The following is a 24,899-nucleotide window of genomic DNA, read 5'->3' on the forward strand; positions in this document are numbered from 1 at the left end:
ATATAGAATAATGAAAGGACATACATTCATAAATATTGGTATAGCACTGTTGGTAACCATTTTATTCAGTGCCTGCATACAAAGCAACGTTTCGGTAAATAACGATTTAAAGCAATACTTCGATAGTAATGGGGTAAAGGGCTGTTTTGGTATGTTTGACAACGCACATGGAGAATTTACCGTTTACAACTTGTTGCGCTTTAGAGACTCTTCGTATTTGCCGGCTTCTACTTTCAAGATTGTCAACTCGCTCATTGGTTTACAAACCGGCATCATCAGCAGCGAAAAAATGGTGATTCCCTGGGATGGTGTTGTACGCAGACCTGAGTGGGATAAGGATCTTACAATGGAAGAAGCTTTTAAGGTATCTGCCGTTCCGTATTACCAGGAAGTAGCAAGGCGCATTGGTAAAGATACCATGCAGCAATGGCTCGACAGCCTGCATTACGGAACAGAAAAAATAACCAGTGCTATTGACACTTTTTGGCTCGATAATTCACTGAAGGTAAAACCGGATGAACAATTAGGGCTGGCAAAAAAGCTATATTTTGGACAACTTCCTTTTGATAAGCGCCCACAAAGCATTGTAAAAAAAATAATGCTGCAGGAAAGCAACGCCAATTACCAATTGAGCTACAAAACCGGCTGGGGCTATACGGAAAATGGCAATTCACTTGGCTGGATGGTAGGCTGGATAGAAGAAAACGTGCATGTTTATTTTTTTGTGTTGAATATAGAAGGTCCGCATAATATGGACATGGTTGCCGTACGCATGAATATACTGAAAGGCATACTAAAGCATCAAGGTTTTATGCAGGGAAAAAAATGATACGATGTTGGATGTCAGATGTGTGATGTACGATGTATTGGAATGTAAATTCATCGTCATTGCGAGCGGAGCGAAGCAATCTGCGGTATTATTACAATCAAAATAAGCCTGTAAAAATGATTCAGGTTTTATCATTTTAAGTTCTAAGTAAGTCATCAATAATGATTTACAGCATAGCGCAGATGGCTCCGCTCTGCTTATAATGATGGCAATTTGCTAAACAGAACGTGAAAATTGTATAAGCTGGCGGTAACTTTGCATAGTTCAATTGTTACTGCTTTATTTTTGAACAGATGCTGACATTTGAATACACGACATTTTTACTTGGGCTGCTGGTATTAATACCATTGGCATTGCTGTTTGCAGGCGTGTTGCGCTGGAAGCGTAATACGCGCAAGGCACTCGGCGACGAGCAATTGATTGATGCCCTCACGGCTAATTATTCTCCACGCTTATACAACATCAAATTTGTACTGGTTGCCATTACACTCGCATTGGGCATTTTGGCAATGGCAAATCTGCGCAAGCCAAAAGCCGGCAGCAGCAACGAAAAACGCGGCGGCATAGATGTAATGATTGCATTGGATGTAAGTAAAAGTATGCTAAGCGAAGATGTAAAACCATCAAGGCTTGAAAAAGCAAAGCAATGCGTAAACATGCTGATAGATCAGATAGATAACAACCGCATTGGGCTGGTATTATTTGCCGGCCAGGCTTACTTACAAATGCCATTAACATCGGATATTACTGCATCTAAACTATACCTCAGCAATGCCTCTGCCGATGCGGTAGCGGTGCAGGGAACAGATATTAGCAGTGCCTTGCAATTGTGTCAAAACTCACTGGATACAAAGGAAAAAAAATACAAGGCAGTGGTTTTGATTTCGGATGGTGAAGACCACGATCCAAAAACGAAAGACATATTGCAGGACTTGTACGATAATGGCGTGATGGTTTATCCCATTGGTATTGGCACGGCTGCCGGTTCACCCATTATTGAAGCGGGCAATGTATATAAAACCGACATCAACGGGCAAACGGTGATTTCTAAACTTAATGAAGCAGAATTGAAAATGATTGCTGAAAAGACCGGCGGCGTTTATTATCATTTAGACAATTCACTTACAACAGCCGGTGCGGTAGCTGCACAGCTTAACAGCATGGATAAAAAACAACTCGAAGGCAACGGCGGTGCGCGGCAGTACACTTCGTTTTTCCCGTATTTTATAGCTTTGATGATTGTTATTTTAATTGCAGAAGTTTTTATTCCTGAAACAAAGAAGCAGTTGGTATATGGAAACAAATGAAAGTAAAGTTGCAAGCCACAAGCGGCAAGCCTTGAGCTTTGAGTTGTGTGCCGGGAGCAGTGAGGAAAAAACTGTAAGCTGCAAGTTGCAAGCTGCAAGCAATAGGGGGCGAGTTGTAAGCTATAAAACATTAGCAACAGTCCTGCAACTTCATATCTTACGCTCACTACTCAAAGCTCGTAGCCCGAAGCTCACCGGTTGTAGTTTGCTGCTTATAGTTTGCAGCTTCTCTTCTTCTTTTGCTCAGCAAAATAATAAAATCATACAGCAAGGCAATGAAGCATATAAAAATGGTAATTATAATGCAGCTATAAAAGATTATTCCAGGGCATTGGAGACCGATAAAAAAAATACGACTGCATGGTTTAATATGGGTAATGCCTTGCAAAAAACAATGAACTCCGAAGATGCTGCTAAAAGTTATGATGAAGCTATCAATAATGCTACAGATGACGACCTGCGCTCGAAGGCATACTACAACAAAGCATTGGCCATGTTGCAGCAAAAGAAGTTGCAGTCTGCCATCAATGCATTGAAGCAGTCGCTGCGCCTTACACCAGAGGATAATGATGCGCGTGAAAACCTGCAAAAAGCATTGAACGAACAAAAAAAACAGCAGCAACAACAGCAGCAGCAAAATCAAAAACAAAATAACACACAACAACAGCAGCAACAAAAACAAAAGCAGCAAAAGATGATGGATAAGCGAATGATGGAACAAAAATTTCAGGAGCTGCGCAATCAGGAGAAGGAAATACAAAAACAACTGCAACAACAAAAAGCCAGCACACAACAGCAGGAGAAAGACTGGTAAGTTTTTTCTTTGGATCGCCCGATGTTCCTGATGAGGAAATAGTTGTGATTTTGCCTGATATGCCTTACTGATAAAACTGATGGAAGAAGCGCTGTGTTCCTCTGTGTACGCTTGTGCCGCTGTGGTTCAAAAAAAGTACCCGCATAAAGCCTAATTCTTGCACTACAGCCCGCCCCTATAAAAAAGAAAAACACTGCCAGGTGTTTTCTTATACTATCTTCAAAAATAATCTTTGTGCTTTAGCAACTTCGTGGCTACAACCATTACTTCACCGTGAATGTTTTTTGTAAAATGTACTCATTGGCATTCTTTGCAATAGCAATAGTGTAAGTGCCTTTATACAACTTCCAGCCATGTTGTTGTGCGTCCCATTTTTGCAATTCGCTCATAGGTATGTGGAGTGTTACATTGGTAGTGCCGTTTTTACTAACAGCCACTTTTTTAAGTGCCTTTAATTCTTTCACCGGCATGTCCTTGCTATTGGGATAGGCTATGTATGCCTGTACTACTTCGTTGCCATCCATAGCGCCGGTATTGCGCACTTGTACAGCAAACCGGATTGTATCTTTTAAAGTATAAGCAGCCAGTGGCTGTTGCTTCCAGGTATAATCAAATGAAGTATAGCTTAAGCCATAGCCAAACGGATACTGCACCGGCTTAGTAAAATAGCGATACGTTCTGCCCTGCATATTGTAATCTTTATAGTCGGGCAAATCGCTCAATGATTTATAAAAAGTAACCGGCAGCCTGCCCGAAGGCGATACATTGCCAAACAGAATATTAGCGAGTGCGGTGCCACCTTCTTCGCCGGGATACCACGCGAGTATAACTGCATCGGCATATGGCGCTATAGCAGCTATGTCCACATCGCTGCCGGCAGTTACTACGGCAACAATGGGTTTTTTGGTAGCGGCTCTTAATTTTTGCAAAAACAAAATATGCGGCTTAGGCAAAGAAAGCGTGGCTTTATCACCACCGGAAAGCGATAAAAAGGCATCTCCTTCCTCACCTTCCAGTACCGGTGTTAAGCCAATAACTGCAATTGTTATATCGCTGTTGCCTGCCGCCCAAATGCCACCAAAACGCGCAGTATCGGTATAGTCACTTCCCTGGTCGTAGTTCACGGCAGTGGCCGGCCCGGCGGCTTTGGCAATGCCTTCTACAAACGTGTGCATATTGTTGTTTACACCATGATAATTACCAAACAGCACTTCGCTGGAAGCTGCATTAGCACCTGCCACCATAATGGATGCATAATTATCTTTTTGCAACGGCAGTATGCCATCATTCTTTAATAATACCATACTTTCTTCTGCCATTTGCAGTGCCAGTTTTCTGTGGTAATTATTGTTTACACTATCAGCGCCATAACTGCTATAGGGATTGGTAGCCGCACTATCGTAAAAGCCCAGTTTCATTTGTGTGCGCAGGTTGCCACGCAAAGCATTGTTTACATCTCCTTCGGTAAGCAGTTTTTTATCCAAAGCAGCTTGTACATCGCTTTGCAAAATAGAGCCACATTCCAGGTTGATGCCGGCTTTAATAGCTGCTGCGGCCAATGCTGCTTTATTATCAAACATTTTGTGCCCGTCTATTATATCATTCAGGGCACCGCAATCAGTTACCAATTGCCCTTTGTAGTTCCATTCTTTTTGCAGGATGGTTTGCAGCAAGGTTTCGCTGATACAGCAAGGTTCGCCATTCACGCGGTTGTAAGCACACATCACCGAAGCTACCCCAGCATTCACCAGCTTATGAAAGGCATACAAATACGTTTCTCTTAAATCCTTTTCATCTATTATAGCATTAAAACTATGGCGGTCTGCTTCGGGACCGCTATGCACAGCAAAATGCTTGGCACAAGCAGCTACTTTTAAATAGGTTGGATCGCTGCCTTGCATACCGGTTACATAAGCCGTGCCCATGGTAGCAGTAAGGAACGGATCTTCGCCGTAGGTTTCCTGGCCACGTCCCCAGCGTGGATCGCGAAAGATATTAATGTTGGGCGACCAGAAAGTTAAGCCCATATACCATAAACGCCGGTTCATAGCAACCGATAAGTTGTATTTGGCTCTTGCTTCGGTGGAAATTGCTGCCGCCACATCGTGCAGTAAAGAATCGTTGAATGAAGCTGCCATACCTATTGCCTGTGGAAACACTGTTGCTTCGCCGGCACGTGCCACGCCGTGCAAACCTTCATTCCACCAGTTGTAAGCGGGTATATCCAGGCGCTGTACACCAGGACTTACATACCCCAGCATGTCTATTTTTTCTTTCAGTGTAAGGGTATGCAATAAATCATTTACGCGGGCATCTTCTGGTGCGTTAGCATCGTGGTACAGCGGTGTGGTTTGTGCGCTGGAGAAAGTTATACTCAGCAATAACAAAACAGCAGTAATAACTTGTTTGATCAGGTAATTCATAGGTGTGAAAATAGGATATATGATTACAGGGCAAATTAAATGAAAATCAGTACTCAATCTCCATGCTTTTGATCAAGCCACTTTCGATGGTATAAATATGTTTTACCATTCCATTAAACAGTGGTTTTCCATGCTTATCTTTTACTTGCTGGCGTACATTTACTACTATTTTTTCATCTTCTCTCTGGTGTATGGATATAGGTTGCACGTATGGGTCAAGTTCCTTCCATTGTCTCGTCCAGTAAGCCCTTACATCATCATGCCCTTCTACATATCCGCCTTCCCAGCCGTTTGGCCAATGCACATCAGGTGTCATTAACATCAAAACAGCATCTATATCTCTGTTGTTAAAAGCAGTGTAGGCTTGTTTGATAAGCGTTTCGACAGTGGGCCTCATTTGGAATATATTTACCTAAAGATAGTAATCAAAAAAGCTGCTCTTATAAGAAGCAGCTTTTTGCATGTATATAGGTTGTAAGTATGTAAGTGAGTGGGATAAATTAGTTTTTATTAAGGCAGCATGCAGCAAGGTAAAGCCTTCCTGCATTCCGTCTGATCTACTTTAAATCAATGCTGCCTCTTGCAGTTTTTTTACAACATTTTTATACTTATTTTCCAATGCCTCCGCAACGTAATGCGCACCTAATTGCAATGGTTTGTATTCGCTAAATTCTTTGCAGAGATGTTCAATGTTATTTTTATATGCATCATTATCCAATACTTCCTGCACCGCTTTTCTTAGCTGTAGTACAGATGGCGTTTCAGTATGCAGATTGATACCCAGATTAAAGTAACCAACCCGCGCATTAATCTCATTTTTGCCTTCGTGCACGCCGGCTACTACGAGTGGCAACCTGTTGGTGATAGACAGCAACACACCGCCATAGCCACCATTGGTAATGTACACATTGGCATAAGGCATCACATCGCTAAAGGGAATAAAATCTTCGATGATGATGTTATCGTACGGATATTGTTTTCTTAGTTCTTCGGTATGCGAGCCCCCTGTTGTAACAATCAATAAAGCATTTGTTTGTTTAAATGCCTCGAGTGCAGGCTTTATCAGCTTATTGATGTCTTTCTCCACTGTGCCTTGCGTTACAAGAATTACTTTATTGTATTGCTCTACTTTTTTGTTATACCAATGTGTTGTTTTGTGTTTGATATAGGGTAATAATGGTCCAACAAAGCGGATATTAGGTGCCAGATTTTTACGCTTGTATTCAAAGCCGGGTGTGCCTATCTGCAACAGCAGGGTTGATTTTTTAATAATTACATCAAACACGCCCTGGTTCTCGCTGCTCACGTTATGCTTTGCAAATGTTTCGTGCATGCACTTATTTGCTTTGGCAAACAAAACATGATCTGCCAGAAAGTGCAACAATCGCTGTTTTATTTTGCCGGTGAATGTTATAGCCGGCGTTAAACCTAAGCCGGATGGCGCTACTTCCCTGGAAGTCTGGCACAGCGGAACAACACCTACCGAAATCACCGGAATATTCATTTTATCCTTAATAAACGGGATGCCGGTAAAGCAATTATCTGCCACTATAATATCAAAACTAAACTCCTTATCATGTATTGATTTGATGTCTTCGTAATATTCCGGAGCACGGTTGATAAAGCAATTAATCATATCGAAGTTCAGCTTGGTCACTTTATTTTTTATCCTTTTTCTTTCAGGAAAAACCTCATCTATCCTGGTAATGTCCACTTCCTTTGCTTTATCAAAAAGGTAATAGGGAATGTTGAGCTTATCAAGCCTTGCAGCAAAATATTTGCTGGCATACCAGCGTACATCGCAGCCAATAGCAATGAGGTGTTTGGCTAAACCGGTTAGTGGATTAAAATGTCCATCTGCCGGAAAACAAGCAAATAAAATTTTGGTGCCGGGTGCAGGCGACTGATACATAGTTGTAAGGGTTTGGGTTGAATGCATGGGTTTAAGGTTGAATGTTTTTGCTAACGAATACGAAAGTAACAGGTACGAAAAACAGTGTCAATGCGGTTTTGCATCAATTGATAATTATGAAGGATGAACGGAGCAGGAAAGCATGTTTTACGGTAATAAGGGAGCCGCGCCTAATAAAATACAGGTACATACTTTAAATGTTTATTTTTATATAGCTATACTTACTTCAAACAAAACACACTATATGAAAACGAACCCGGTAACGCCCGGCACTATTGATGCGTATATCATCAGCTTTCCCGAAAATATTCAGCAAATGCTGGAAGTAATGAGGATGACTATCCGCAAAGCAGCGCCCGATGCGGTGGAAATAATCAATTACGGCATACCTACTTTTTATTTAAAAGGTAATCTTGTGCATTTTGCTGCTTACAAAAACCATATTGGCTTTTACCCGTCGCCATCAGGCATCATAGCTTTTAAAGAAGAAGTATCCGCGTACAAAAGCTCCAAAGGTGCAGTGCAATTTCCTGTTGATAAGCCATTGCCATTAAGCTTGATCAGCAAAATAGTAAAGTACCGGGTAAAGGAAAATCTGGAAAGAGCGGAGGTGAAAGAGAAGGCTAAAAAAGTAAAGAGCAAACGAAATAGTGAGTCGATGAGTAAGTAAGTGCGGTTTTAATTAGGTTAACTCATACAAGCTGCATGCGTTGAGCTAAGCGCATATTATGCCATCTATTTGAAACCGGTATAGGATAAAATAACAAACCATTCTTAGTACTTTTTCGTATAATTTAAGCTGCAACAATATCTCTGTAAAAGAGTTGCAATGGAAAAATGCCAAACTAAGAGGCCGCTGCTTGCTTTTATACTGCTTTGTACAGGCCTTTCCACAAAAGCGCAACTATTGTTAAACATCAATACACTCAATGGCGATACTATTGTCGGCACATCATATCAGATGCTTCGTACCGATACATTGGTTGGTGCGACAAATGAGCAACCGGGTACTCATAGCAGTAATAAAGTTTGTAACATAAAAAGAGAAAAACACCTTATGGTGTTTTTACACGCTTAAAGAAAAGGAGTATCATACAGGCACACAGTACTATAGCAGCAACATAAATGCACTTTTGCCGCTGTAACGCATTATAAATTAACTTCAATAAAAGGAGCTGATTGTTATCTAAATCAGCAATAGCCCAACGCCCAGTAAATGATACAAAATACAATAATAGTTCCCAGGCAACCGCCGCCCCAGCGATAAGCGCCATAGCCTGCAAGTAGAGTTCTTAGCCAGTCACGCATATAATTGGTTTTTTTGAATAAGTATAAGATGATGATAACAGGGTAGGTAAGACAAGTATTGTGCTAATAATTTATTATTGAGCGATTTACCTGCAAAAAATATCAATTATCTTTTGCAACACGGCTGGTTGTTTGGCGGTAACGAAACAAAAGCTGCTTGTTAATGTCCTCTCGATTCACCGGAAGGATAGCGGCGGTGTGAAAGGCCTGCCCTGCCACCAGGCGAAAGTATTGTTCTTTCGGTAATGATGGCTCCCGTATGGGCATTTTCCGGTACGCCTGTACTACCGGCTTCTTCATTTTCAGACGATTTTATGCTATCTACATCCCAGCCTTCGGGTATGCCTTCTTTGTTAAGTGCAGCCGTTGCCAAAGCAGTCAATAAATCATCCACATCGTATTCTTCATCCAGTGTTTCGCGCAGCAACTCCGCAGTTTTGTGAAGATGCAGTTGCATGGCGTAAGCAAGTGCAGTTCCGTAAGTGCATATCTCGTAGTGCTCTATCTTTTGCACACAACCAATAATGGCAGCATCGTTTACCGTTTTATTAATGTCTTGATGCAGCAGGTCATTCGCCTCATTTATTAGTCCTGCTATTCCACTGCTTACAGCACTTTCGTGTATGTTTGTTTCCTGTTCATTTTCTCCGGCTGTATCGCTTGTATTTTCATTAAGCAGCGCAATTATTTTTTGTAGGCGGCTGCAATGTTTTTTGCTGATGGTAAGATGGTGCTGTAGTGCATTTTTAAGGCTTTGATGCTGTGCCTTTTCTACAATAGCCGGCATAGCGGCGGCTATCTGCTTTTCGGCAGCATACAGGTTTTTAATGTAGTACGTAAACAAATCTTCAAGTCCTTCAATTAGGTGCATATAAATGAGTTATAAGAGTTAAAAATGGATGCCGATGACAGAGTACTATAGTGTGTGAAGTAAGATACAGTGCGCTTTGTTATTGTAGCATATATCTTGTATTTATAACATTTTTTATTCTTTAAAAATAAGCTTTACCCGAGAAACAAACAATCGCTTTATGTATGTTTAAGAACTTTTCTGTACAAAAGTTGTAAGGCACTTGCTTGCTAACCTCATTACCCTATTTTCGCTATTATTATGCCTGCTTTTTCCAATCTGCATATTGCTGTTGCTACAATGGACGATATTCCTGCTATTACATTGTTACTCAATCATGCTTATCGTGGTGAGACATCAAAACAAGGCTGGACTACCGAAGCGCACCTGATAGCCGGTGATACGCGCACTGATGAAGCCAATACAAAACAGGTAATGGAACAGGCTGGGAGTGTTTTTTTGAAATACACCAACGAACAGCAACAGCTTATTGGTTGTGTAAACCTGCAACAGCACCAAAATAAATTGTATTTGGGCATGTTTAGCGTAGCACCAGAGCTACAGGGCGGCGGTATTGGAAAACAATTGTTGCAGGCAGCCGAAGAACACGCACAGCATTTACATTGCATTGCTATTTACTTGTCTGTTATTTCCGTTCGTACCGAACTCATTCAATGGTATCAGCGGCATGGCTATCAGGATACCGGCGAAAGAAAATTCTTTAAAGAAGACGACCTCACCGGCAAACATCTGCAACCGCTGGAATTTATGATAATGGAGAAAGTGCTGGCAAAAAAAGCTATTAGCCAATAGCAATTAATACCTCTTCATCACCGCTACCAGCATATCTGCAATAATCTGATAACCTTTATCGGATGGATGCAGCCCGTCATACGTCATATCAATCGCATCTACAGGATAGGGATATTCGTCCGTTTCGGGGTTGAAGGGTACACCAATATAAGCGGGATAAGCGTAGTTTGTATAATTGCCCGTTTGCGGATCTTTCAGTCGCTTGTACTTTACTAAGTTGGGCAATGTCATGCCGCTTTTATTGTACAAGTCTATTACTGCTGCATGCTCATACTTACCTATCGCATCTACGGCTGCGGCAAACTGTGCAAGGCTTTGTCCGTTTTTTTCTTTATAACAACCATAGGCATTGTTTTTATAATTGGCGATATATATAAAATCGGTTCGCTGCATGGGCGTTATCAGTATCAGCTTTGCATCTTTATTAAGTGCATGCAGCTTGTTGATAATAATACGAAAGGAGCCATACACGGTGCCATTGCCAGTGTTGTTTTTGTAATCGTCAAATGTGCCCAGTGGCCTGCCTGCCCACCAGTCGTTGGTGCCAAGAAAAACGGAATAAATATTGGCTTTGGTGATTCCTAAAGTATGAATGCTGTCTGCAATACCACCGGCTGTCCAGCCATTATGGCCCTGGTTGATGTAATGCAAGCGTGGCAATTGCTCGGTTACACGTGTCATGTATCCTTTAGTTACACGGTTGCCTGTTTCGGCAAGATGATCGTTTAAATAGGTGATGGAATCGCCGATGGCAACCCAAGTTTTTTCTTTTGGGGCAAAAGAAAAAAACAGGCTTACAGCAATAAGGATTAGCAGTTTATTCATACCTGGGTGAAATAAGTAATGACCGTATTTAATAGCCGCATAAAGATAAAGCGCTCCATTGTAAAGCATGATTAATTATGTATGAGCATGGAATTTGTAAGTTATATTCATAATTAATACTTTATTCAATGCTGCCAATGAATGCCTCTGTAAAATATGTTGGTATAGTTGGTGGAATTTTGCTGCTGTCTATACAACCGGGTTGTGTAGCACCTCCCAGCCAGTCTGCCGTTTCCGGTATCACCGGACTGCTGGTGCTGGGGTTGATACTGGGTGCTGTAATTATGTTTTTTATCATGTTTTACATCAACAAATTTACCCGCCGCAACCGTAAAGCAGAAGTAGGAAAAGAAAGCTCGCATACAGTAGTAGAAAGTATGCGCCGGGTGTTTAAAATTGTGTTTGCCGAAGGTCATTTCAATGAGATATATACGTTTGAAGACACAAAAAAATTATTTGGTTTTATCCCATCCACCCGGCGCGCACTCGTTATTATAGAAGCCAAGGTGCTGGTAGGATATGATTTTCAAAAATGTGCGTGGGAAATTGATGAACAAAACCAAAAAGTAAAGCTTCTTTCTTTTCCCGAACCCGAGATACTGAGTATAGAACCAGATTATAAATACTACAATTTTGATGAAAATATTTTCAATCTGCTCAACCGCGAAGACCTTGGCCGCATACAAACGAATGGTAAAAAACAGGTAGAGGTGGCCGCCATGAAAAGCCATTTGCCAAGGATAGCAGCCGATCAAATGCGTACACTACTGCTGGAGGTGGTACAATCTAAAAACTGGCAGTTGGAAAATATTTATAAAATTACCGAAAGCGAAGCCAAAGTGATTACTGCCAATAAGTAAATGATCGTCATTGCGAGTAGAGGGAAGCAATCTGTGGATGGTGGTATAATCAAGGTAACTATCTGAGTGTACCACCTATCAGGTTAATGAATCTGACGGGTGAATGTTTTCCAAAAGAGAGCCATCTGTATTGATGTACAGCTACTCACAGATTGCTTCGCTGCGCTCACAATGAAGGCATCTTACTTCACCTGCCGCCGCCGCTCCATCAGCTCACGCCAGGTAGTGAGAATAATATGCTGGTCGTTTAATGCTTTTTTAAAAACAGGATCAACCATTGCCAGCATATCGGCTTTACGTAGTGGGCCAGAATCGGAAATGTACTGAAATACTTCGGAAGGAGCCGTGCAGTGCATAATAACCATCGTAACACCGGGCTGCAGCATTTTAAAAGATTCGATATATTTCCCCGTTCTCCACGCCTGCAGCTTGCTGTCATCATTCTTTATAGCATCCGGCACTTTCCAGTCGTAGCTATAATTGTGCAGGTCGTCCAGCACCGGCAAGCCCGCATCCCACAATATTTTTCCCAACTGCCGTAGCCCTTGCACTAAGGTATCCGGTGCGTGCATTTCATCCTGTATCAGTTTATCATTACCGCCGGGCAGCATTACGGGTATGCGGTTTTCCACTCCCAGCCGTATGTATTGCTGTAAGAAGGCTGGCGAGCCAAATAAAGTACCCATGTGACTGTCTAAATGAGTAGGACTAAAACCTATGGTAAGGGCACGGTCAAGCTGCGCTTTTATTTCGGTGTACACTTCCCCGGGGCTGGCATGTTGCACTACATCCCGCACCGATGGCCAGAGGTCGCCTTCTGTATCGGTAAGACCCGGCACTGCAGGTTTGCCTGCAAGCGGTCCCCAGCGATACGCTTTCCACTCCGAAGTGAGTGTAAGGTGCAAGCCGGCATCGGTTTGCGGGTGTTCTTTTAAGTAATGCACAAAGGCAGGCACCCACGGGCAAGGCATCATCACAGAGGTAGAATTGGCGGCACCTTTGGTAAGGGCAGTCATCACACCTTCGTTGGAGTCCCAGCTCATGCCAGCATCATCTATGTGCAGAATGATCACTTTTGAACCTTTTGGAAAGCCCAGGCGTTCAGCATAAGTGGTATCGGTGGTTTGGGCAACTACGGTAATTGTTATGATAAAACATAGAAAAAAGAGAATGGCTTTTTGCGAATACATGGCAGTAGTTTTTTAAGAGTGAATGTAGGGAGAAATTTGTTGGTGGGAATTTTCTATTCTGTTGCCAAGCTGAATCAAGCCCCCGCGTATACCGGCTATACACAAGCGTCTGTTTTACAATAAACAGCTATTCTGTTGCCTTATCATCAGCTTGCTAACGCGCTGCATCTACAAAAAACCACCACCCACCATCAATCAAGTCAGAATTCTATAACTTCATACCCGCTTACAACACAATAAATAGCCCAATAAAAAAATCTATATAGAAAAAACGGCGGCAACTATGTTTGAGAAACTCGAGTTTACATTTCTTCCGGCGTATGCAGCATATTTGCTGGATAACAAATTTGAGCTACTGGTGGATGAGCAAATACGATTGTCTTATGAGTTGCAACTGCCACTGCTGGAATATTTTAAACACCTGGGCAGGGAGGAGCTAAAGGAGCTGAGCAAACCTGCCATGAGGAATTATTTAATGCACATTATTGAAAACAGGCTCGACAAATTTATTCAAACCTCTATTAATAACTGGAAGCAAAACCAGTTGCCTTCACTTACCAAAAACCAGATAGTAACAAAAGACATCAGCCTGACTATTCTCATACGCAAAAAAGTTTTTCTTAAATATATTACCGATTATACAAAAGATGCGGCAACCATTGTTGCCATTGTAGAAGAATTTGACGCATACACTTCTAAAACAGAATTGCTGATGTTTGCCTGTTATACAGATATTCAGCAGGAAGAAATTAACCGGCAACTGCACCTTGCCAGGCAAAATGAGAGTTATTATAAGCGGGCAGAAAAACTGGCACATATAGGCAACTGGCGGTGGGATGCTGCATCTGATAAGCTGGAATGGACAGATGAACTGTACAGAATATATGAATTTGACTTAAGTGAAGAAATAACGTACGAAAAAGTGGCCGCATATAACCACCCGGAAGATAATGGGATGGTGCAGGAGCATATAATGCAATCATTGAGCAGCGGTGCGCCTTTTAATTTTCATTACCGTATTATAACGGATGATAACAGAGAAAAGGTACTCCATGCAGTGGGTGAAGTATTAAAAGAGAATGATAGAAAACCCATATTACTGGGCACATTGCAGGATGTAACAACTCAAAAATCGGTAGAGAAATTACTGATAGAAAACCAAAGCTTTATTCATAAAATAACAAAACTTACCCCTTCTATCATTGCAGCATACAACGTTAATACCGGTAAATATATTTTTATAAACGAAGCTATAGAAACGCTGCTCGGCTACGACCCGCAGCAGATAATGGACGAAGGGGTTACCTTCTTTATGCGGCTGGTACATCCTGATGATCTGCTGGTGATGGCCGAAAAGAATGCACTGGCTTTGCAGGCTGCCAATGCCGTGGCAGAACAACCGGACAAAGAGATGATTACAGAGTTTCATTACCGGATGAAACACCAAGACGGGGAGTACCGCTGGTTTCATACGTTTGGAACTGTATTTGACCGCAACAGTGATAATAAAGTAGAGCATATCCTGAATATAAGCCTCGATGTAACAGAAGAATATAAGCTTCGCCTTGCGCTGGAAGAAGAGTATGCTTTTGCCGATATGCTGATAGAACACAGCCCCGATATACTGGTAGTGCTTGATAAAGAATTGCGCATTGTAACATGGAATAGAAAAGCAGAAGAACACAACAATCTTAGCAAAGAGGAAGCAATTGGTAAAGGTTTTTTTGAGCTATTTCCACAATACAACTACGAAGGCTGGAAAAACAATTTACAGCGTGCTTTAGGAGGAGAGTTAGTGTATTATCCTAAACTAAAGTTTACAGTAGATAGCGGCTATGGAGAAATATTTTTGATACCCTTGCGTAATACGGAACAGGAGATCTCAGGCATTTTATGTATTACAAGAATTATAACAGAACTGGTAACCACTACTGAACGGCTTCAGGAAAGTTATAAAGAGCTGCAACGAAACGAAGAGCGCCACTACCGCATGATTAACGAAGTGCAGGATTATTCCATTATCTTATTGGATGAAGAAGGTAATATAGAAAGCTGGAGTGCCGGTGCAGAGAAAATAAAAGGTTATACGGCCAATGAAGTAATGGGTAAAAATTTCGGCATGTTTTATACGCAGGCAGACAGGGATGCACAGCTTCCGCAGCAACTAATCCGGCAAGCGATAAACGAAGGAAGAGCTACGCACGAGGGCTGGCAAATGCGAAAAGATGGGTCGGTATTTTGGGCTAACGTAGTGGTCACTGCCCTGCACGATGAAAGTGGGGAAATAGTAGGTTTTTCAAAGGTGGCTAAAGACCTTACCGAGCGAAAAATAGCAGAAGATAACCTTCGCAGTTATGCAGAGCAACTGGAGCTTAAAAATAACGAGTTACAGTTGTCTAACAAAAAATTGCAGGATGCCCGCGAGCAACTGGCAAAGAACCGCACACGCTATCTGATAGAAGCTATGCCACATATAGTGGCTACTACAGCGAGTGATGGTACACTGGATTATGCCAATCAGCACCTTATGGACTATTTGGGCTTAACCTTTGAGGAAGTGCAACATGAAAAATGGATAGATGCTGTTCATCCGGCTGATAAAAAGAAACTGCTTACCATCTGGATGAAATGCCTGGAAACAAAGCAAGACCTGCAGATGGAATTCCGCTTCAGAAGGTCGGACGGAGAATATCTGTGGCATCTTGCCATTGCAAAGCCCATTGTGAGAGCGCAGGAAGAGCTATTTGATATGTGGATTATTACCCTCACTAATATTCATGACCAGAAGCTGATGGATGAAAAGAAAGATGAATTTATTGGTATTGCAAGCCATGAATTAAAAACACCACTCACCAGTGCAAAAGCATATGCACAAATGCTGCAGATGCTCCTGAAGAAAGAACGCAATGCAGAAGCCCTGATGTACGTAAAAAAAACAAACCTGTTTATTGACAGGCTTAATAACCTGATTTCTGAACTGCTGGATATAACAAAAATTCAACATGGCAAATTGCAAATGTCCTTTGCGCCTTTCAACTTCAATGAGATGATGGCAGACACTATTGAGTTAATACAGCATACAAAACCCAAACAGCGTATTTATTCAAAAGGAACAGCAGCATACCTTATTAATGGAGATAAAGAGCGTTTGCAGCAGGTGCTCACCAACCTGCTTTCCAATGCCATTAAATACTCACCCGAAGCCGATCGTGTAGAAGTTGCCATTACCAATTGCGAAGACCACCTGCAAGTGGCGGTAAGAGATTATGGCATTGGTATTCCTAAGTCGGACCAGCAAAAGATTTTCGAACGCTTTTACCGGGTAGAAGACAAAGCAACTAAGTTCCAGGGGTTAGGAATCGGGCTGTTTATTTCGGCAGAAATTATCAGGCGCCATAACGCGGATATTTGGGTAGAAAGTTGGCCCGGCAAAGGCTCTGTTTTTTACTTCACATTGCCGTATGTGGGGTAAAAAGTATAATAAATACCTGAATTTTACAGGCTTTAATAAGGTCTGCAAAACAAGAATAGAACATTCTCCATTTACTAAATAACTATCCCTAATTTCACCTCTTCTTTATCGCGTAAAAAAATGATACGGGCGTAATAAAATTATCACATGAAAAATTACCTTACACTGCTGCTTTTATGTCTTACACAAACAAAACTACCCGCTCAGCAAGATTCGCTCCATTGGATACAACTCTTTAATGGCAAAGACATGACCGGCTGGGATATTAAGATCACTGGCTATGATTTAAATGATAATTACAACAACACCGTACGGGTAGAAGATGGCATTATGAAGATTGATTACGATAAGTACACCAACTTTACCAACCAGTTTGGACATATCTACTACAAAACACCTTATAGCTACTACAAGCTGGTAGTAGAGTACCGTTTTGTGGGTAAGCAAATACAAGGTGGACCTTCGTGGGATGTGCGCAACAGCGGCGTTATGGTACATTCGCAATCAGCTGCCAGCGTGCGCAAAGATCAGGAGTTCCCCGTATCGCTGGAGTGTCAGTTGCTGGGCGGCTTAGGCGATGGCGAGCGCACCACGGCCAACCTGTGCACACCCGGTACGTATGTGGAAATGAATGATAAAGTAAATATGCAGCATTGCATTAATTCCACTTCTAAAACATATAACGGAGATCAATGGGTAACAGTGGAAATGATTGTGCTGGGTGATTCGCTCATTCAACATCTCATAGATGATAAAGTAGTATTGGAGTACCGGCATCCAAAGATTGGCGAAACCGGCGACGATATCAAGCGGTACCTGGATGAGGATTTTGTAAAGAAAATGGGTACACCTTTGAAAGAAGGATACATTGCCCTGCAGGCAGAAAGCGCACCCGTGCAGTTTAGAAAAGTAGCTTTGTTGAATCTGGAACAGTATAAAGATGACCCCGTTGCACTGAGCAAAGCACTGGCTACACCGTACAAGTAAAATCAATCTTTTGAGCATCTGCTTGCACTAGTTTAAAACCTGGTAATAACAATAATAATTTTGAACAATTAGAATCGAAGAACGTGGCCGATGTATTAATTCAACATATCAGAAAATTTGTAGCCATTGACGAACAGGATGCACCAACAATCTTGTCTTTTTTTCAAAGCATAACGTTGCCCAAAAAAGAAAACCTGCTTAGGGAAGGTGAATTATGCAAGTCTAATTATTTTGTAGTAAAAGGTTGCCTGCGGCTGTTTTTTATAAATGAAAAAGGTATTGAGCAAACAACGCAGTTTGCTATTGAAAACTGGTGGCTTACTGATTATATGGCATTTCAAAACCAACAATCTTCGGGCTTTTTTGTTCAGGCTGTGGAAAAAACAGAGGTGCTGGCACTGCATTTTCATGTGGAGGAACAGCTTTTAAAGCAGTTTCCGCAACTGGAAAGATATTTCAGGTTAATCTATCAAAAAGCTTATGCTGCTTCGCAAATGCGAATGAAGTATATATACGATTTTTCGCGCGAAGAATTATATCATCATTTTGCAGAACATTTCCCGGAGTTTATTCAACGCATACCACAATATTTATTGGCGTCTTTTTTAGGGTTTACACCGGAATACCTCAGCGAAATCAGGAAGAAAAGCGTTCTTAAACTGGTTTAAGTTTTCACCGGAATGTGGTGTATAGCTTTGTTCCATTAAATTTTTATCTATGGAACAAAGAGTAAACATTCAGGTAACACAACCACAGGCATACAAAGCTATGTTTGCACTGGAAGCCTATTTACAAACTACGCAATTATCAAAAACACAAAAAGAACTTATTAAAATCCGTGCTTCCCAAATAAACGGTTGTGCATTTTGTATTGATATGCATACTAAAGATGCCCGTAAGCTGGGCGAAACAGAACAACGCATTTACCTGCTGAATGCCTGGAGAGAAACAGACCTGTACACAGAGGAAGAAAAAGCAATTTTAGCCCTTACAGAAGAAGTAACGCTGATTAATGCAAATGGCGTATCAGACAAAACATACGCGCAGGCAGAAAGGCTATTTGGTAAAGAACAGGTAGCACAAATCATCATGGCCATTGTAACCATTAATGCATGGAACAGGATTGCCATTTCCACAGAGTTGCAGCCGGTGAAATAAAAAGTAAACACTATAAGTAAAAAGACCACATTATATAATGCGGTCTTTTTACTTTATCACGCTTTTAGTTGATTACTTTAGCGGGATTTCACCTGCTCAAAAAAGAATACCCCTTTTTTATTGGAAACAACAATATCCGGCAGTTTATCTCCATTCATATCCATTACTACAAAGCGGTTGCCGATGCCGGAATCATCGTCTATCTGGTGCGGAATCCATTGCGCGTTTTTGCCCGGAATATATTCAAACCAATATAACACAGCGGGCTCGTGCGAGCCGGGGTCATGTGCATCCTGGTGGGCAAGGTAGCGCTTGCCGGTAATCAGGTCGGGGTTGCCGTCTCCGTTTATATCCTCCAGTGCCAATGCGTGCGACTGCGAAAATAGTTTGCTGATTTCATGCATTTTCCAGGATATATTTCCTGCATTATCTTTTAGCTGCTCGTGCCACCAAATGCCATAATTATGTGCCGAAGAGCTGAGAATATCCTGATCACCATCTTTATCTACATCCATCGCAAACATATTGGCACAGTCTTCACCCAAGTTAGCAGCATGAAATGCCCAATCGCTATTTTTTACATTTACCGGCGATTCCCACCAGCCGCTTTTGATAATCACATCATTTCTGCCATCTTTATTTACATCGCCCCAGCCCAATCCATGCGTGTACCGGTCTGTTGCCCGCGTACTATCGTGGCTGATTACGTATCGCTGCCATGTTGTATCTCCTTTTACAACGGGTGCTTTTAGCCAGATGACCTGTTTGGCTGCTGCATCATTGCATAGTATGTCCATTCGCCCATCGTTATCTACATCTGCCAATAACGGGGTTTCAATACCTGCATGTAGTAGAATCGTATGCCCTGTCCATAACTTTTGATCTTTTCCGGGGTTTTCGTACCAAACACAAATGCCGCCCGGCTCATCAAATCGTATTACATCTACCCAGCCATCGTTGTTTACATCCATGCAGAAGTTTAAAAAAGTAGTGCTGTAGCCGGGAACAGGATTCAACGTATCGGCATGCAACAGGTGCCGCCGCCATTGTGGTGCTTCAAACCAATAATTACCGGCTACAATATCCAACGCACCATCACTGTTTACATCACCAACGGCAGCGCCTTCGGCCACAAATACCGGGCTGATCACATGCTTTTTGAATTGCACCGTTGAGCTTTTGGCAGCACTACCTTGTGCACAGGCCGTATAGGAAGGGATGATAGATATAATAAAAAGAAGAATAATATAACATTGCATATCACAATAAGGCAGGCATATACTTTTTATAGCTTTTATCATAGCAAGCAATTGATGATGTTGCTGCTAAATTCTACATTAAAAACCAGTTGAACAATTTCAATTTTTGCTATAATTATCAATAAATGGTACAGAATGTTCTTCCCGCATCAATGATAAACTTTTGATTATAAATTGAGCAGCGTTGCATAGCGATGAATAATGTATTTTGCTTGCACAAAGCTGGCAAATTTTAAACGATTGTTCACCATAAAACAACAAGCATGAAACATTTGAGATACTTAATTATTGGATTGTTTTTACCACAAATCATTTTTGCACAGCAAAAGCTACAATTAAAAGATCTGCTGAAAAACTTTTATGATTTTTCAGCTCTTCCTCAATATCTATCCAACGTGAATATAGGGCAGGAGTCAACCTATGACCGCACCGGCGGCAACAACGATGGATTCAACGGTACGTATTCTTTTGTTCGTCGCAATGCAGATAGTACATTGGTGTTGTTGGATGTAAAAGGAGCAGGCGTGATCAATCGCATCTGGACGCCTACACCCACTGATGACAGCCTCGACTTTTATATTGATAATGATGCAAAGCCCTCTTTTAGCATTATTTACCGCGACTTATTTACCGGTAAAGTATATCCGTTTGTAGCACCGCTTTGTGCCAATCAATTAGGTGGTTTTTATTGTTATCTGCCCATTCCCTTTGCCCGTTCCTGTAAGATTGTATTACGCGGCAAGCGGGCCGAATTTCACCAGATTGACTATCACTTATATCCAAAAGGTACAGCAGTAAAGCCATTCTCACTACCCTTGCAGGAGGATGAAAAGGGAGCTTTGGAAACGATCAAAACATTGTGGGCAAAGACTACACCCGGTGTACATGATTTTTATCAAACACCATTTACTACTGCTACAAAAGAAATTGCTTTAAAGCCATCCCAAACAGCACTTCTTTTTGAAGCAACAACAGGCGGGCGAATTATAGGATTTGAAATAGAATCGGCTACAGCCCTGGATGAATTGGCTAAAAATATGGACCTCCGTGTTACTTATGATGGTGAGCAAACGCCTGCGGTATATTGTCCTTTGGCTGATTATTTCGGCTATGCATTTGGAAAGGCGTCTATGAAAGGATTGATGGTAGGCGCTGATGGTAAAAAGCATTATTCCTGGTTCCCGATGCCTTTTGATAAATCGGCAAAAATAGAACTGGTTTACCGTTCTGCGAACGGCGGAGACCCAAGTATCGGTACAGTTAATCTTTTATGCAACGTATATAGCACCAATCAGAAGCGGGATGCAGCACAGGAGGGTAAGTTTTATGCATACTGGAATCACGAAAATCCTGTGCCAACAGGTAAGCCGTACACCGAACTACAGGCAAACGGCAAGGGACATTTTGTAGGCGTAGCATTGCAGGCGCAGGGGCTGGTGCCGGGCATCACGGGCTTTTTTGAAGGGGATGATTCAACGGTGGTGGACGGACAGATGCGTATGCATGGTACCGGCTCGGAAGATTCTTTTAATGGTGGCTGGTATGCATTGCTGGATCGCTGGGATGCTGCCATGAGCTTACCACTTTCCGGTTCCCTAACGTATTCCATTCCATTGAGCCGCACCGGCGGTTACCGGTTTTATATTAGTGATAAAGTACCATTTGCAAAGTCGTTTTTACAAACTATTGAGCATGGGCCGGAGCATAACGCTTGGCCATCCGACTACACCTCGGTGAGTTATTACTATTGCGACCAGTCCAATACGCAAATCATCATTCCCAATGCTGAAAATACAAGAATTTACATGCCCGATACACTCCAGATTTTTCCGCAGTTAGCCTATACTGCAATGGATAATTTTATGAATGTGGAGGCAAAATGGACTTATCCAACATCAGCAAAAACCATGTTTTATACGGTACAGGAAAATTCGCTGATAAAGATGTCTTTGCAGGATATTCCAGAGGGAAAATATACCATGTTTTTAGATTATGACAAGGGGCCTGATGCCGCTGATTTCTCCCTTTGGCAGCGCCAAACAGCGTTAACAGACTGGATGAATGCAAATGCAAATAAAACAGAACGGGTGCCTATGCAGGAAGTTTGCGCTATTCAAATCACCAACCTGAATAATTCATTTTCCTTTCATTTCAAAACACCGGAAGGCAAAAATAAATTCACGTTGAACCGCGTGATTTTAGTAAGAGAGTAATAGATTATTTGTTAGTATAAAGATTAATACATCGTCAATTAAATTAATTCAGATTTCAGCGGGTAGGGACACCTGCTACAGCCCTCTAACGGAGGGCTGTCTCACCATAGCTGTTCGGAGGATTTATTATTAACCAAATAAACGAATTCAAAATCTAAAATCCAATTTAGCGTAAGTGGTGCGCAGGCACGGAGGGATGCGCGGAGCGATCATGCCGTCCTTGAACCCGCATGGCGGTATCACTGCGACCAAAGAAAAACATTATTCACGAAGTAACTAAGCGAAGCGTTCTCATGAATACCATTGAAAAAACATCAATATATTCATACTTTTTTGTTTCTTTTTGCGTCAAGGCAAAAAGAAAGGTAGGAATTATAATTCTAAAATCATCTTCCGAACACCTGTGGTGTCTCTCCAGCCGGAATCTGGTTGTTTATGCTAAGTATATTTAGTTGGCAGTGTATTTACTTTATCTCCAGCACAGCAAATGAATAGGGCTGTTGATTGCTGTTACTGATTTGTACAGCCTGTCCTGACGGAATAAACAAATAATCACCTTCTTTGCTGAAGGATTGTTTATTAATACTTAGCGGTTGTGCAGCATTGGTAAGCCCAACAATGAGCAAAGGACTTTGTCTTTGTAATTGAATAGTATTGGTTGCGGGCAAGGTAAGGCGATAACCGCGCACCGGCTGTTCATCAAAAAGCATTTTGAAGCCGTCTTGCTGTATAGGAGCTTCGGTGGGATGCCCGCCTTTGCTTACTATTTCTACATCCATAACGTGAAATTGTGCTGTGTCTTCATTCCATACGCGGTGGATGCGCGGAGATTTATAAAAGCCTTCAAAAGAGATAGAAGGATCTGGTGAAAGGGCAGTGGCTTTTTGTTCTTCTATTTTTACTTCCGATCCTGTTTTTACCGGATGCAATACAATAAATACAGAAGGTGTTTCATGCTTGTGAAAACCGGTTGTATCGCCGGGGTTAACACGTACATCCAGGACTCTTACAAAGTTGTTTTCAAAAACATTGTGATGACGTGGTTCATTTCTTACCGGTACCACCGTCTGTGCAGCAGATAGTAATGTTTGTACAATAAAAAGGAAAAGGAGGTAATATTTCTTCATAACAATAAGCAATTTAAAACTTAACGAATTCTATTGAATGTTTTATAATACGAGATAGCAAGCAGGCAAGAAAATTTAATTAAAGATATACATATAAGAAATACTGTTTCTAATGTATAACGGTTCCGGTAAACCTTTGAATTAATAGGTAAATGAAAAGCGGCTCACATTGTTGATGTGAGCCGCTTTTTTATTTCTTTTTATTAAGCAGTAGGATCATATCCTTCTACAAAAACAGGTTGTCCGTTCGCGCTTCCTTCTATAGCAGCAAGGTAAGCTTCTGCAGTTGTAGCAGCATTTGGCCAGGGTGAAGCATCCATACCCAATGCCGCAGCCGTTTCTGCCACCCAGGGTGGATGTACAATCACAATACGACGACCTGCGGTAAGATCCAGCGCTACCGCTTTTGCAAATCCTTCCAGACCACTATTAGCTACGGCATACATGCTAGTCTGCGGTGCGGGCTTGTAAGCAAGAAAGCCACCGGTAATCACAAATACGCCGTTCGGGCGCAAATAAGGTAAACCTTTACGTACTACATTAATTTGTCCCTGCAATTTACTGTTAATGCTAAACTGCACCTGCTCGTCGGTTAGCTTATCAATAGGCCCGCCAACAGCATCGCCCGCTGCACTTACAATAGCATCAACTTCGCCTACCTGCTTGTAAAATGCATCAATAGAAGCTGAATCGGCAATGTCAATAGCAGGCTGTGTAGAACGTGAAGCTTCAATTACTTCATGCCCTTTGTCTTTTAGTAATTGTGCAACGGCTTTTCCTATAGTGCCGGTAGCGCCTATAACAACAATTTTCATTTTGGTTGTAATTTATGATGGATTAGTAGAAAAAACAGTGGCTTCTTTCACCAGCATACGCCGGTTGAGTTTCAATTGTGCAATCACCAACTCGGCAAAATCTTCCGGGTGCATTACCCGCTCGGGATCGCCGGTGATTAAGTTAGCACTTTGTGCCAGGTCGGTTACTATGGTGCTGGGTGCCAAAGCCGTAACCCTGATGTTGTGTTTACGCACTTCCTGCATTAAACTTTCACTCAGGCCAAACACTGCAAACTTAGATGCACTGTAAGCACTGGTAACGGCAGCGCCATTTTTACCGGCAGTAGAAGAAATATTGATGATGTCTCCTGTCTTACGCTCCATCATTTGGGGCAGCACTGCACGCGTGGTATAATATACACCAAACACATTTATCTTAATCTGGTTTTCCCACACTTCGGGTTCCAGCTCCAGAAATTTACCAAAGGTGCCCGTACCAGCATTATTGATGAGGATATCTATTGGTCCTAAATCGTTTTGCAGTTTGGCTACAGCAGCTTCTATTTGTTCTCTGTTGCTTACATCGGCAGTGGCATACGATGCTTTTGCACCAAACCCTTCAATCTCTGCTGCTACTGCCTGTACGTCTTTTTCGGTGCGGGCTATTAAGCCTACATGAGCACCTTCTTGTGCTAATGCTATCACAATGGCTTTTCCAATTCCTTTACCGGCACCGGTTACCAGTGCTATCTTATCTTTCAATGATTCCATGAATA

General features: G+C 41.9%; 22 protein-coding genes. 12 read left to right on the forward strand and 10 right to left on the reverse strand.

Annotated features, from left to right (window positions below):
- The first annotated feature begins 10 nt into the window (after positions 1 to 10).
- From FC093_RS01350 to FC093_RS01360, 3 genes are all read left to right on the forward strand, one after another.
- Positions 11 to 829 (forward strand): class D beta-lactamase, encoded by an 819-nt coding sequence (locus FC093_RS01350; protein WP_137259936.1) that lies wholly within the window; start codon positions 11 to 13, stop codon positions 827 to 829.
- Positions 830 to 1,122: 293 nt separating this feature from the next.
- Positions 1,123 to 2,136, forward strand: coding sequence for a VWA domain-containing protein (locus tag FC093_RS01355; protein WP_137259937.1), 1,014 nt, complete (start codon positions 1,123 to 1,125; stop codon positions 2,134 to 2,136).
- Positions 2,137 to 2,341: 205 nt separating this feature from the next.
- Positions 2,342 to 2,950, forward strand: a complete 609-nt coding sequence (locus FC093_RS01360) for a tetratricopeptide repeat protein (protein ID WP_170970958.1) — start codon at positions 2,342 to 2,344, stop codon at positions 2,948 to 2,950.
- Positions 2,951 to 3,213: 263 nt separating this feature from the next.
- On the opposite strand, the gene FC093_RS01365 is transcribed toward FC093_RS01360, so the two are convergent.
- From FC093_RS01365 to FC093_RS01375, 3 genes are all read right to left on the reverse strand, one after another.
- Complete coding sequence (locus tag FC093_RS01365) at positions 3,214 to 5,373, reverse strand: glycoside hydrolase family 3 C-terminal domain-containing protein (RefSeq protein ID WP_137259939.1); 2,160 nt, start codon at positions 5,371 to 5,373, stop codon at positions 3,214 to 3,216.
- Between the two features lie 46 nt (positions 5,374 to 5,419).
- On the reverse strand, positions 5,420 to 5,770 hold the full coding sequence (locus tag FC093_RS01370; protein ID WP_137259940.1) for a nuclear transport factor 2 family protein: 351 nt from the start codon (positions 5,768 to 5,770) through the stop codon (positions 5,420 to 5,422).
- 165 nt (positions 5,771 to 5,935) lie between these two features.
- The gene (locus FC093_RS01375) at positions 5,936 to 7,312 is read right to left on the reverse strand and encodes a glycosyltransferase (protein WP_240743144.1); all 1,377 of its coding nucleotides are present in this window, start codon (positions 7,310 to 7,312) and stop codon (positions 5,936 to 5,938) included.
- A gap of 217 nt (positions 7,313 to 7,529) precedes the next feature.
- Here FC093_RS01375 and FC093_RS01380 point away from each other — a divergent pair, with 217 nt between their 5' ends.
- Together FC093_RS01380 and FC093_RS01385 are read left to right on the forward strand one after the other, a co-directional pair.
- On the forward strand, positions 7,530 to 7,955 hold the full coding sequence (locus tag FC093_RS01380) for an iron chaperone (protein ID WP_137259941.1): 426 nt from the start codon (positions 7,530 to 7,532) through the stop codon (positions 7,953 to 7,955).
- 159 nt (positions 7,956 to 8,114) lie between these two features.
- Positions 8,115 to 8,363, forward strand: a complete 249-nt coding sequence (locus FC093_RS01385) for a hypothetical protein (RefSeq protein ID WP_137259942.1) — start codon at positions 8,115 to 8,117, stop codon at positions 8,361 to 8,363.
- Between the two features lie 390 nt (positions 8,364 to 8,753).
- Here FC093_RS01385 and FC093_RS01390 read toward each other — a convergent pair whose 3' ends face one another.
- Entirely contained in the window at positions 8,754 to 9,464 is a 711-nt protein-coding gene (locus FC093_RS01390) for a DUF892 family protein (RefSeq protein ID WP_137259943.1), read from the reverse strand.
- A gap of 240 nt (positions 9,465 to 9,704) precedes the next feature.
- Here FC093_RS01390 and FC093_RS01395 point away from each other — a divergent pair, with 240 nt between their 5' ends.
- Positions 9,705 to 10,256 carry a GNAT family N-acetyltransferase gene (locus tag FC093_RS01395; RefSeq protein WP_137259944.1) on the forward strand — a complete coding sequence of 184 codons (552 nt, stop codon included), beginning with the start codon at positions 9,705 to 9,707 and terminating at the stop codon, positions 10,254 to 10,256.
- A 3-nt stretch (positions 10,257 to 10,259) separates the two neighbouring features.
- On the opposite strand, the gene FC093_RS01400 is transcribed toward FC093_RS01395, so the two are convergent.
- Positions 10,260 to 11,081 carry an SGNH/GDSL hydrolase family protein gene (locus tag FC093_RS01400; protein ID WP_137259945.1) on the reverse strand — a complete coding sequence of 274 codons (822 nt, stop codon included), beginning with the start codon at positions 11,079 to 11,081 and terminating at the stop codon, positions 10,260 to 10,262.
- A gap of 128 nt (positions 11,082 to 11,209) precedes the next feature.
- Between FC093_RS01400 and FC093_RS01405 the strand changes: the two genes are divergently transcribed.
- The gene (locus FC093_RS01405) at positions 11,210 to 11,941 is read left to right on the forward strand and encodes a DUF4230 domain-containing protein (RefSeq protein WP_137259946.1); all 732 of its coding nucleotides are present in this window, start codon (positions 11,210 to 11,212) and stop codon (positions 11,939 to 11,941) included.
- A 182-nt stretch (positions 11,942 to 12,123) separates the two neighbouring features.
- Here the strand turns inward: FC093_RS01405 and FC093_RS01410 are convergent, their stop codons facing one another.
- Entirely contained in the window at positions 12,124 to 13,131 is a 1,008-nt protein-coding gene (locus tag FC093_RS01410) for a polysaccharide deacetylase family protein (protein ID WP_137259947.1), read from the reverse strand.
- Between the two features lie 283 nt (positions 13,132 to 13,414).
- Here FC093_RS01410 and FC093_RS01415 point away from each other — a divergent pair, with 283 nt between their 5' ends.
- From FC093_RS01415 to FC093_RS01430, 4 genes are all read left to right on the forward strand, one after another.
- On the forward strand, positions 13,415 to 16,603 hold the full coding sequence (locus tag FC093_RS01415; RefSeq protein WP_137259948.1) for a PAS domain S-box protein: 3,189 nt from the start codon (positions 13,415 to 13,417) through the stop codon (positions 16,601 to 16,603).
- Positions 16,604 to 16,750: 147 nt separating this feature from the next.
- Positions 16,751 to 17,590, forward strand: coding sequence for a 3-keto-disaccharide hydrolase (locus FC093_RS01420; protein WP_137259949.1), 840 nt, complete (start codon positions 16,751 to 16,753; stop codon positions 17,588 to 17,590).
- Positions 17,591 to 17,673: 83 nt separating this feature from the next.
- Entirely contained in the window at positions 17,674 to 18,258 is a 585-nt protein-coding gene (locus FC093_RS01425; RefSeq protein WP_137259950.1) for a Crp/Fnr family transcriptional regulator, read from the forward strand.
- Positions 18,259 to 18,307: 49 nt separating this feature from the next.
- Complete coding sequence (locus FC093_RS01430) at positions 18,308 to 18,748, forward strand: carboxymuconolactone decarboxylase family protein (protein WP_137259951.1); 441 nt, start codon at positions 18,308 to 18,310, stop codon at positions 18,746 to 18,748.
- A 77-nt stretch (positions 18,749 to 18,825) separates the two neighbouring features.
- On the opposite strand, the gene FC093_RS01435 is transcribed toward FC093_RS01430, so the two are convergent.
- On the reverse strand, positions 18,826 to 20,049 hold the full coding sequence (locus FC093_RS01435; RefSeq protein WP_206106482.1) for an FG-GAP repeat domain-containing protein: 1,224 nt from the start codon (positions 20,047 to 20,049) through the stop codon (positions 18,826 to 18,828).
- Between the two features lie 221 nt (positions 20,050 to 20,270).
- Here FC093_RS01435 and FC093_RS01440 point away from each other — a divergent pair, with 221 nt between their 5' ends.
- Entirely contained in the window at positions 20,271 to 22,220 is a 1,950-nt protein-coding gene (locus FC093_RS01440; protein WP_137259952.1) for a glycoside hydrolase family 172 protein, read from the forward strand.
- A gap of 464 nt (positions 22,221 to 22,684) precedes the next feature.
- Here FC093_RS01440 and FC093_RS01445 read toward each other — a convergent pair whose 3' ends face one another.
- The 3 genes from FC093_RS01445 to FC093_RS01455 form a co-directional block, all read right to left on the reverse strand.
- A complete protein-coding gene (locus FC093_RS01445) occupies positions 22,685 to 23,347 on the reverse strand; it encodes a cupin domain-containing protein (RefSeq protein ID WP_137259953.1) in 663 nt (220 codons plus the stop codon).
- Positions 23,348 to 23,550: 203 nt separating this feature from the next.
- Positions 23,551 to 24,162, reverse strand: coding sequence for a short chain dehydrogenase (locus FC093_RS01450; protein WP_137259954.1), 612 nt, complete (start codon positions 24,160 to 24,162; stop codon positions 23,551 to 23,553).
- 12 nt (positions 24,163 to 24,174) lie between these two features.
- Entirely contained in the window at positions 24,175 to 24,894 is a 720-nt protein-coding gene (locus FC093_RS01455; RefSeq protein ID WP_137259955.1) for a 3-ketoacyl-ACP reductase, read from the reverse strand.
- Positions 24,895 to 24,899 lie beyond the last annotated feature (5 nt).

Source organism: Ilyomonas limi, assembly GCF_005233845.1.
Taxonomy (GTDB): Bacteria; Bacteroidota; Bacteroidia; order Chitinophagales; family Chitinophagaceae; genus Ilyomonas; species Ilyomonas limi.